General features: G+C 69.8%; 12 protein-coding genes. 2 read left to right on the top strand and 10 right to left on the bottom strand.

Going from position 1 to position 9,955, the window contains the following annotated elements:
* A partial coding sequence (locus AX692_RS14680; protein WP_155646330.1) for a helix-turn-helix domain-containing protein occupies positions 1-546 on the top strand: 546 nt, incomplete at its 5' end.
* Between the two features lie 104 nt (positions 547-650).
* Positions 651-1,481, top strand: coding sequence for a sterol desaturase family protein (locus AX692_RS14675; RefSeq protein WP_081095363.1), 831 nt, complete (start codon positions 651-653; stop codon positions 1,479-1,481).
* 7 nt (positions 1,482-1,488) lie between these two features.
* Here the strand turns inward: AX692_RS14675 and AX692_RS14670 are convergent, their stop codons facing one another.
* The 10 genes from AX692_RS14670 to AX692_RS20250 form a co-directional block, all read right to left on the bottom strand.
* Positions 1,489-2,076: a DUF1989 domain-containing protein gene (locus tag AX692_RS14670; protein WP_155644833.1), complete on the bottom strand. Its 588-nt coding sequence runs from the start codon at positions 2,074-2,076 to the stop codon at positions 1,489-1,491.
* Positions 2,073-2,813 (bottom strand): guanitoxin biosynthesis heme-dependent pre-guanitoxin N-hydroxylase GntA, encoded by a 741-nt coding sequence (gntA, locus tag AX692_RS14665; RefSeq protein ID WP_073973475.1) that lies wholly within the window; start codon positions 2,811-2,813, stop codon positions 2,073-2,075. Before gntA ends, AX692_RS14670 begins: the two co-directional genes overlap by 4 nt.
* 92 nt (positions 2,814-2,905) lie before the next feature.
* Entirely contained in the window at positions 2,906-4,093 is a 1,188-nt protein-coding gene (locus tag AX692_RS14660; protein ID WP_073973474.1) for an RNA polymerase sigma factor, read from the bottom strand.
* Between the two features lie 26 nt (positions 4,094-4,119).
* A complete protein-coding gene (locus AX692_RS14655) occupies positions 4,120-4,479 on the bottom strand; it encodes a YciI family protein (protein WP_073973473.1) in 360 nt (119 codons plus the stop codon).
* A gap of 90 nt (positions 4,480-4,569) precedes the next feature.
* Positions 4,570-5,061 carry a CinA family protein gene (locus AX692_RS14650; RefSeq protein WP_073973472.1) on the bottom strand — a complete coding sequence of 164 codons (492 nt, stop codon included), beginning with the start codon at positions 5,059-5,061 and terminating at the stop codon, positions 4,570-4,572.
* On the bottom strand, positions 5,051-5,752 hold the full coding sequence (locus tag AX692_RS14645; protein ID WP_073978495.1) for a c-type cytochrome: 702 nt from the start codon (positions 5,750-5,752) through the stop codon (positions 5,051-5,053). The genes AX692_RS14650 and AX692_RS14645 overlap by 11 nt, the downstream gene beginning before the upstream one ends.
* A 131-nt stretch (positions 5,753-5,883) precedes the next feature.
* Positions 5,884-7,953 carry an NAD-dependent DNA ligase LigA gene (gene ligA, locus AX692_RS14640; protein WP_073973470.1) on the bottom strand — a complete coding sequence of 690 codons (2,070 nt, stop codon included), beginning with the start codon at positions 7,951-7,953 and terminating at the stop codon, positions 5,884-5,886.
* Positions 7,943-8,326 (bottom strand): putative quinol monooxygenase, encoded by a 384-nt coding sequence (locus AX692_RS14635; RefSeq protein ID WP_073973469.1) that lies wholly within the window; start codon positions 8,324-8,326, stop codon positions 7,943-7,945. Before AX692_RS14635 ends, ligA begins: the two co-directional genes overlap by 11 nt.
* Before the next feature lie 13 nt (positions 8,327-8,339).
* The gene (locus AX692_RS14630; protein ID WP_073973468.1) at positions 8,340-9,242 is read right to left on the bottom strand and encodes an alpha/beta hydrolase; all 903 of its coding nucleotides are present in this window, start codon (positions 9,240-9,242) and stop codon (positions 8,340-8,342) included.
* Positions 9,243-9,300: 58 nt separating this feature from the next.
* Positions 9,301-9,955: alpha/beta hydrolase (locus tag AX692_RS20250; protein ID WP_073977747.1), on the bottom strand; the 655-nt coding region annotated here is incomplete at its 5' end.

The raw sequence follows: 9,955 nt of genomic DNA, 5'->3' as shown, positions 1-9,955 counted from the left end.
GGCCGCGGCAGCGCGATGGCGGGCAACCCGCCGGTCTCGCTCGCGGGCGGAGTGCTGATCCTCGCGGTGGTGCTGTTCGCGGGGCTGACGCTGCTGCGCACCGAGCCCGAACTGCTGGTGCGCAGCGAGACTTCGCCCGCCGACGCTGAAGCCCCACCCGAATTCGGCGCGTCCGAGGCCGACGGCCTGTCGCCCAGCGAGGTGGTGCTGAAAGAAAAGCTCGAGGTCGCTATGGCCGATGGCATCTACCGCACCCCCGGGCTCACCATCGCCGGGCTCGCCGAGCGGCTCGGCACGCCCGAGCACCGCCTGCGCGCGCTGATCAACCGGCGCATGGGGCACCGCAATTTCTCCGCCTTCCTCAACCGCTACCGCATCGCCGAGGCCAAGGCCCTGCTTGCCGAGCGCGACAAGGTCGACCTGCCGGTGCTGACGATCGCGATGGACCTCGGCTACAATTCGCTTCCCCCCTTCAACCGCGCCTTCCGGGCCGAGACCGGGCAGGCTCCCACCGACTACCGCCGCGCGATGATCGGTCAGAACTGAAAAAAGCGCGGCATTTTCGAATCTGACCGTCATTTTTCGCCCTTGCGGAGACGGGGCCCCATTCACCGTGCATCAGGGCCGCATCACCGCTATGGAGCGATCCCATGTCCGCCGCCCCCGCCTCTCTCGATGCACTCGATCTCGTCACCCGCCATTTCGCCAACGTCTTCTACTTCGATCTCGGCCGCTACCTGATCGCGGCCAGCGTGATGACGCTGGTGCTGTGGGCGGGCGGGCGCTGGCTCGAGCTCTACCGCATCCAGCACAGCCGCCGCGCCAAGCCCGAGGATTACCGTCGCGAGGTGCTCTCCTCGCTGCGCACGGTGTTCGTCTTCGGGGTGACGACGCTCAGCACGCTGGCAATGAAGCAGGCAGGGCTGGTGCGCTTCTCGATCGAGGGGATCGAATGGTGGGTGCTGGCCTTGCAGGCCATCGCGATCATCCTCGCGCATGACGCCTATTTCTACTGGATGCACCGCGCGATCCATCACAAGCGGCTGTTCCGCACCTGGCACCTGCACCACCACAAGTCGCGGACTCCCACGCCCTGGGCCGCCTACAGCTTCGCCGCGCCCGAGGCGGTGGTCGAAGCAGCCTTCGTCCCCGCTTGGCTGCTGATCGTCACCACGCTCGGCATCGAATACCACGGCCTCGCGATGTTCCTGTTCCTGTGGCACATGATCATCCGCAACGTCATCGGCCACTGCGGCGTGGAGATCTATCCTGCGGGTTGGGTCGACAATCCGCTCACCGGCTGGTGGAACACGGTCACCCACCACGACCTCCACCATTCGGCCGGCACCTGGAATTTCGGGCTCTACTTCACCTGGTGGGACCGCTGGATGGGGACCGAGCATCCGCGCTACCGCGAGACCTTCCGCGAGGTGAAAGCGCGTCGGCGCGAGGTGCAGACGGAGGCTGTCCCGGCAGAGTGAGCGCGTCTCAGCCCGACCGCCTCACCGCGCAATCGATCGGCTTGAAGCTCCCCCCGTTCGAGGCATAGGCCGAGCACGCGGTCAGGCCGATCACCAGGTCCATCTCGGCGCGCAGCCGCACGAAATCGCCCGCGCGGGTCTGCGGCGGGAGCACCGCCAGACGCCCGTCGGGGCCGATTGCCACGTTCATGAAGACGTTGAAGGCGCAAGGGATCATGTCGGGCGTCACCCCGTAGGGGCCGAGCGCCTCGGCTAGATTGCCGAAGCAGCCGCGATGCACCGGCTTGTCGGGATAGAAGTGGCGGAAGGTGGCCTCCGAACACGGCGTCAGCAGAAAATCATGCGCGGGCGCGGTATCCTCGAGGATCGTCAGCATCACCCGCGAGCGGTTCGACCACAGCCGTGCCCCTGTGGTGAGCCGCAAGCTTTCCTCGTAATCGAAGGTGCGCCCGTTGGAGATGATCTCGCCCGGATCGCCGTCGGCCACGGCGACGAGATCGCTGACCTGCCCGCCCTCGGGGTCGATCACGGTCAGGATGTCGCCGGTCGCCAGACGCAACGCGGTTCCGGTGCGCGGGGCGATGCGCAGCCTCACGGGGCCTCCGGAGGGGCGAAGGGACACACCCAGCCCGGGCCGACCGCGCGCCCGCTATATTGCCGCGCCTCGCTCACCGTGCCGTGCCGCGCGAGCATCGGATTGGGCGCCCCGTCGAGCTCCGCATCGCGCGCCAGGATCACCGCGCGCATCCGCTCGTAACGATCCGCGGCGCGCAGGCGGGCGAATTGCTCGTGGGGGTTGAATATGATCGCGGGGAACGCCAGCCGCCGCGCCCGGCGCGAGGCGCGCGGGTGCAGTCCGACCGCGAAATAGGCCCTGCCGCCGAAGCCGAGCGCGAAGTGCGGATCGTCCGGATCGCTGCTGAACCCGGGCTCGGGGGCGAAGCCGGCGGCGCGGTCTATCGCGGAAAGACGGGCGAGGCGCTCCCAAAAGGCGGCCTCGAACGCGCGTTCATCGAGCGTGTTCGGCCCGGCGAAGACCACCGCGAAGCTGCGGAAATGCGGCGCCTCGTCGTCATCGGCGGCCGCAGCGGCGGCGGCGGCGGTGCGCCGCCCCCAGGCGACGAGCGCGCGGTGGAGGCGCACGTCCTCGGCCCCGCGCGTGATTGCTCCGGCGGTCTCGATGTGCAGGCCATCCTGCGCGAGGGCCGATTTGGCACCCACGCAAGGAAAGTCCGCCGCCGCGATATGGGCTCTCAGGGTCTCGGCAAGCCGCGGATCGGGCACCTCGGCGGTGCCCCCGGTGCAGATCGGTCGGGAGGTCTGGATGTTCATGCCCGCGCGCTAGCAGGGGCGCGCGCGCGTGGTCCTAACCTGGGTCGCCAACCGCCGATCGGGCGTGCGCGCGGCCAGCCGAAGCGGGCGCCTCAGCCGAGCGCCGCGCGCCTGCGTTCGAGCCACAGCCGCTCGGCCCGCGGCGGCCCCAGCGCCAGCGCGGCATCGAGCGCGGCGGCCGCCTCGCCGGGCCGCCCGGCCTTGGCGAGCAGATCGGCGCGCGCGACATGGAACGGCCGCGCCAGCGCGAGCCGCTCGGCAGGCAGCGCCGCGAGCGCCGCCAGCCCGGCCTGCGCGCCCTCGACCTGCGCCAGCGCGAGCGCGCGCGAGAGCGCCACCATCGGCGAGGGGCGCAGGCGCAGCAGCACGTCGTAGAGCCGCAACATCGCCCGCCAGTCGACCACGCCGTCGTAGGCGCGCCGCGCGTGGGTGAGCTGGATCGCGGCCATCACCTGGCAGGGGCCCGAGCGTGCGGCCTTCGCCGCCACCGCCAGCAGCACCCGCGCCTGTTCGATGCGGGAAAGGTCCCAACCCGAGAAATCCTGCTGCGAGAGCGGCACCATCGCGCCCTCGGCATCGACCCGCGCCCCGGCCCGCGCGCGCGCAAGCAGCACCAGCGAGGCAAGGCCGAGCGCCTCGGGCTCCTGCGGCAGCAGCTCGGCGACCAGCAGCGCGAGGCGCTCGACCTCGGCGCCCAGATCCTCGCCCAGATCGGCCGACAGCTCCCCGCCCGCATCGGCATAGGCGGCGGTGAAGGCGAGTTCCAAAGCGAGCAGCACCGCCCCCAGCCGCTCGGGCCAGTGGCGGCGCGGGGGCAGCTCGAACGCGATTCCCGCTTCGCGCACCTTCGCCTTGGCGCGGGTGAGCCGCTGGAACATGGCGGGCTCGCTGACGAGGAAGAGCCGCGCGATCGCGCTCACCGGCAGCCCGCAGATGATCTTGAGGGCAAGCGCCGCGCGCACCTCGGCCGCGAGCGCCGGATGGCAGCAGATGAACAGCAGCCGCAGGCGCTCGTCGGGGATCGGTTCGGGCAGCTCGAGGACATCGCCCATCTCGGTGACCTCCACCAGCGCATCGGCGAGGCGCGCCTCGCCCCTCGCCTTGCGGATGCCGTCGAGCGCGCGGCGCCTTGCAGCGACGAACAGCCAGGCGGCGACATCGCGCGGGGCCTCGGGCAGCGCGAGCGCACGTTCGGCGGCCCCGGCGAAGGCCTCCTCGGCCGCGTCGAGATCGCGCAATTGCGCGGCAAGCGCGGCCACCACCCGGGGCCGCGCCGCCATGATCGCCGCGCCGCGCTGCGCCGGGCTCAGGCCTCGGGCCCCATCGGCCAGATCGGACGCACCTCGACCCCGCCCTTGGGCACGGGGATGCGCCGGGCCCATTCGAGCGCCTCGTCGAGCCCGGGCACATCGATGATGTAGAACCCGCCGAGCTCCTCGTGGGTTTCGGCGAAGGGGCCGTCGTGCAGGGTGACGACGCCGTTGTCCGAGCGCACCGTGGTCGCGGTCGCGGCGGGCTTCAGCCGCTCGCCCGAGAAAGGAATGCCCGCCGCCACGAGATCCTCGGCGAGCTTCATGTGCCCGGCCAGCACCTGCTCCATCAGCGCCGCGCCGCCCTCGCCGCCATAGGCGCTCTCGTCCTCGTTGATCATCAGCATGAATTGCATGGGTCGTCCTCCGTCATCGGCCCCGCCGGAATGGCGAGGCTCTGACACGGAGACGCAGGCCGCAAGACGGATTCGACAGGGCGGCGAAAATTATCCGGCGAGCGTCTGTTCGAGGAGCGCGAGCGCATTGCGGGTGAAGGCGGCCATGTTGGCGATCCGGTCGTCACTCGCGGTTTCGAGCACCAGCGTTCGCTCTCCCGAGGGCCCCGCCAGCGCCGCAACCGAGCGTCCCGCCGGGGCCCCCGAAGGATGCGTCGAACCACCGACCGAACCGCTCTCGGCCAGCCCCCATTCCGCGCCGAAGTTTTCACGGATCGCACGCGCCTGAAGCAGGGCGTATTCCTCGCTCGCGCCGCGCATCCCCTTGTAGGCCTCGCGCGGGAGGGCGAAGAGCACGTCGCGCGCGCGGAAGGAATAGACCACGCCCCCGCCCACGAAAAAGTCGAGCGCGCCGGGCACGGTCAGCAGGCTCGCCGCGATCAGGCCCCCGGTCGCGCCGTCCGCCACAGCGACCTTCTCGCCCCGCGCTCGAAGGAGGGCGGCGATGCGGAGGGCCTGGGGCGCAAGTTCCTCAAGGATCACGTTCGGCAAGCTCCGTCAGATAGGCCCGAACCGCACCGACCTCGGCATCGGTCAGGTTGGCATAGCGCCGACGCGCGGCGCTGCTCATCAATCCGACCTCCCGCCCGCCCGCGGCCATGCCGGTGCGCATCAGCCGTGCAAAGTCCTGAGGGGCGTAGGAGGCGACCATGCGAAGGTCCGGACGAGGGTTCGCGCCTGGCTCAGGGGCCGGCTTGCCGCGCAGGTCGATACCGTGGCACTCGGCGCAGGTGACACCGACGATCTGGCGCCCGAATGCGTGGTCCGGGCCGAGATCGGGCGCAGCCTCGCCCCTGCGATCCTCGACCTGCTGTGCCGAATTGCGATAGGTGCCCGCATCGATCTCCCGCTGAAGGCGGGGCCCGATGGTCGCGTCGGGATGGACGGGTCCGACAGGTTCGAGCGACCCGAGATAGGCGACCAGCGCCGCAACATCGTCGGGGTGGAGCCGGGCGAACAGGTGCGAAGGCATTTCCATCAATGCCCGGTCGGGCCTTTTGCCAAGCACGATCATCTGCGTCAGCTCCGCCGCCGACCATTGCTGAGAGCTGCGGGTGAGGTTGGCGCTCCACAAGGTGCCGTAACCCGGCTCGCTCCAGTCATTGCCGGTGAGTTCGTCATTATGGCAGCCGGTGCATCCGAGCACTTTCGCGAGCCGTTCCCCGTGCTTCACCGGGTTAGCGGAAACCTGTTCGAGCTGCAGGGACGAAGGCGGTAAGACAGTTGGATCATCGCGAGGCGGGCCGGCCTCACCGCAGCCGGCGATCAAGGCAATCAGCACCAGCAAGATCGCCCGCCCGTGCATCATCCGCCCCCCAGCGCCTCGGCGACGATCGCCGCCCAGCCCGCTTCGTCGGTGGTCTCGATCCCGAGCTCGGCGGCCTTCTTGAGCTTGGAGCCTGCGCCAGGCCCGGCGACCAGCAGGTCGGTTTTCGCGGACACCGAGCCTGCCGCCTTGGCACCGAGGCGTTCGGCCTGAGCTTTGGCCTCGTCGCGGCTCATGGTCTCGAGCTTGCCGGTGAAGACGACGGTCTTGCCCGCGACGCGGCTGGCGACAGTTTTCACCTCATAGCGCGGCGGGGTGATTTCGGAGAGCAGATCTTCCCACACCGCCACGTTATGCGGCTCGTGGAAGAAATCGCCCAGCGCTTCGACCACGCTCGGCCCGATGCCGTCGATGGCGGTGAGTTCGCCCGCCGCTTCGGCATCGCCTGCATGGGCGCGGGTTGCGAGGTCGCGCAGGGCGGGCAGCTCGTGGACATGCTTCATCAGATCGCGCGCGGTCACCTCGCCGACATGGCGGATGCCGAGCGCGAAGAGCAGCCGCGCAGCGTCGGGGGCGCGCTTGGCCTCGATGGCGGCCAACAGGTTGTCCACAGACTTGTCCTGCCAGCCCTCGAGGCTCAGGATGTCGGAGCGGCGCTGGCGAAGGCGGTAGATGTCAGCCGGACTTTCGAGCCAGCCAAGCGCGAAGAACTGGGCGATAGTCTTCTCGCCCAGCCCCTCGATGTCGAGCGCCTTGCGGCTGACGAAATGTTCCAATCGCTGGGTGCGCTGCGCGGGGCAGATCAGCCCGGCAGTGCAGCGCACATCGACCTCGCCCTCCTCGGCGACCGCTTCGGACTGGCATTCCGGACAGTGGTCGGGGAACAGGAACGGCGCGCGCGGCTCGTCGCGGGTCAGGTTCTCGACCACCTGCGGGATCACGTCGCCCGCGCGCTGGATCACCACCCGGTCGCCGACCCTGAGGCCGAGCCGCGCGATCTCGTCGCGGTTGTGGAGTGTGACGTTGGTGACCGTCACCCCGCCCACCAGCACCGGCGCGAGGCGGCCCACCGGGGTCAGCTTGCCGGTGCGCCCGACCTGGATGTCGATGCCCTGCACGATCGTTTCGGCGCGCTCGGCCGGGAACTTGCGCGCGATCGCCCAGCGCGGGGCCTTGGCGACGAAGCCCATGCGGCGCTGCAAATCGAGCCGGTTGACCTTGTAGACCACTCCGTCGATCTCGTAGGGCAGATCGGGCCGCGCGGCTTCGATCCGGCGGTAATGCAGCACGTGATCGAAGCCCCTGTCGAAGCAGGCGAAGAAGGGCGAGACGGGGAACCCCCAGCTTTCGATCAGCCGCATCATGCCGACTTGCGTGTCGGCCGGCTCTTCCGAAACCGCGCCCCAACCATGCGCCCAGAACCGCAGCGGACGCTTGGCCGTGACGCTCGCATCCTTCTGCCTGAGGCTTCCCGCGGCGGCGTTACGAGGGTTGGCGAAGAGCTTTCCGCCCACCTCATGCTGCGCAGCATTGAGTGCGGTAAATGCCTCTTTTTCCATATAAATTTCTCCGCGCACCTCGAACACCTCGGGCACACCTGCGGGGAGGATTTGCGGAATGTCGGCAATGTGGGCGACGTTGGCGGTAACGTCCTCGCCGACCTGCCCATCGCCGCGCGTCGCGGCGCGCACCAGCCGCCCGTTCTCGTAGCGCAGCGAACAGGACAGCCCGTCGATCTTATCCTCGGCGGTAAGCTCGACGGGCGCACCCGGTTCAAGGTTGAGGAAGCGCCGCACCCGGTCGACGAATTCGCGCAGCTCTTCGTCGGAGAAGGCATTGTCGAGGCTCATCATCCGCACCTCGTGCGTCACCTTGCCCAAGGGCGAGGCGGCGATGGCATGGCCGACCTTGCGGCTCGGCGAATCCGCGCGGACGAGATGGGGGAAGGCCGCCTCGAGCTCGGCATTGCGCCGCACCAGCGCGTCATATTCGGCGTCGGTGATCTCCGGCGAGTCCTCGGCGTGATAGAGCCGGTCGTGATGCGCGATCTGGCGGGCCAGCCGCATCAGTTCGTTGGCCGCTTCGGCCTCGGAAATCTCACCCGGCATGGTTCACCGGACGCGTCTCGGCGCGCATCCCGAAACCGGCGATCAGCGGCCGCGCGCGGGCGATGGCGGCCTGCACCGCTGCGGGCTTCAGGCTGTTGCGGTGATCGGCTTGCGTGCGCCACACCTCGGTGATCCAGATCGCGTCGGGATCGGCAAGGTCCTCGGCGACGAGGTAAAGAAGGTTACCCTCCATCGCTTCCGAGGCCTCGAGCAGGATAGCCACCAGTTCGCCCCGCTTGCCGGGCACCGCCTTCAACTGTCCGATCAGACCGTACAGGGTGTCTTCCATGCCCTCTCCCTTGGCCAAGGCGGGCGCTGCTGAGGCCAGCAGGGCCAGCGCGGCCGTCCCGATGAATTCGCGTCGCTCGATCATGGCCGAAGCTTTTTCACCGCGCCTTGGCAATGTCCAGCAGCGCCGGAGCGATGGCCGCGAAATCCTTCGTGCCGGGGACCAGCAGGTTGAAATGCTGCTGCTGGTCGATGGCGATCACCTCGACCGCGATGCCCTGCCCGCGCAGCACCGCGAGCATCGCCGGATCGGGATCGGGCAGCGCGCCGTCGACCACCAGCAGGCGCTTGGCGAGAGGCGGGTTGGTGACGGGGTCGAGCATGGCATAGCGCCCCGGCAACTCCGCCGGGGTGCCGCCCACCAGCGGAGCGATCACCGACTCGCCGCAGATCGCCGCGTCCGGCCCGACAAAGGCGCCGAGCGCCAGCGGCCCGTCGAGCGCCACCACGCCGCGCACCCGCGGCAGCTCGCCCGTGACCACCGCATCGCCCTTGTCGCCGCTCGCCAGCCACACCGCCGGGGTGACGCCCGCCGAATGGCCCATCAGGGTGATGCGCTTGAGGTCCAGCGGATAGTCGCGCGCGAGCCTGTTCACATAGCCAAGGCCCTGCGCCCAGTCGGTGAAGGTGTTGGGCCAGCCCCCGTCCGAGCCGAGCTCGCGGTAGGAGGGCGTCCAGGTCGCGATGCCGTTCTTCGCGAGGAAGCTGGCGAGTGCGGCGAGGTTGGCGGTGCCCCCCATCCCCGCCCAGCAGCCACCGTGATAGAGCACCGCGACCGGGAACGGCCCCTTCCCCTTGGGCACCCGCAATTCGCCATATTGCCGCGCCGAGGCGCTGCCATAGGCGATGCGCGCGGTCGGCGGATCGGCGGGGACGGTGTTGACCGACACGGGGTCGTAGTCGGCGGTGTCGGTAACGGCGAAGGTGGCGGCGGGCGGCTCCTTCGGCGCGCAGGCGGCGAGCGTGACGGCCAGCGCCGTCGCTGCGATCAGGTGTCTCATGGCTGTTTCCCCCAGTATCTGTCCGCAGACTAGCGTGTCCGCAGGCCTTGGCAAACCGTCACTTGATGAGTGCCAGCATCGCCGCCTCGTTGGCTTCGTAGACCGGGTTGCCGGGGGTGATGATCGCGAAATGGCTCGCGCCCTGGTTCTCGCGCACCGTGACCTTCGCCCCGCTGGCGGCGAGCGCGGCTAGCGTCGTTGGCGAGGGTGCGGGGAGCTTCGCCTGCACGAACAGCAGATCGGCCAGTTGCGGCGCGCGGGTGGCGGGCGCAATCGCGGCGTAGCGTGCCGGTGCGGCGGCAGGCGCGGCGCCCATGAAGGGCTCCACGGCCGAGAACTGGCACAGCGCGTCGAACGCGGGCTGCTCGGCCCCGACATCGCCCGGCCCGTCGAGCACGATGGCAGCGCGGGCCTTGAGGGGGCTGCGTGCGCCGAGCGGCCCTTCAGGGCCGTCGGCACGCGCCAGCCACTGCGCAGGCAGGGCGCCTGCCGAATGGCCCACCAGCGTGACGCGGGTGCGGTCGACGGGGTATTTCGCCGCAACCTCCTCGATCAGTCTCGCGGACGCGGCCCAGTCCGCGAACGACCCGGGCCAGCCGCCCCCGTCCCCGACCTCGCGATAGTCGACATTGAGCGTCGCGATGCCCTGTTGCTGCCAGCGGGTCGCGAGCGGGGCCATGTAGGCCTGCGAGGCGATGCCGGTCTTCCAGCAC

Origin of the sequence: Erythrobacter donghaensis, assembly GCF_001557325.1 — a bacterium.
Classification (GTDB): Bacteria; Pseudomonadota; Alphaproteobacteria; order Sphingomonadales; family Sphingomonadaceae; genus Erythrobacter; species Erythrobacter donghaensis_B.
The sequence above is the reverse complement of the archived record's forward strand: the minus strand, read 5'-3'. Positions and strand labels throughout refer to the sequence as shown.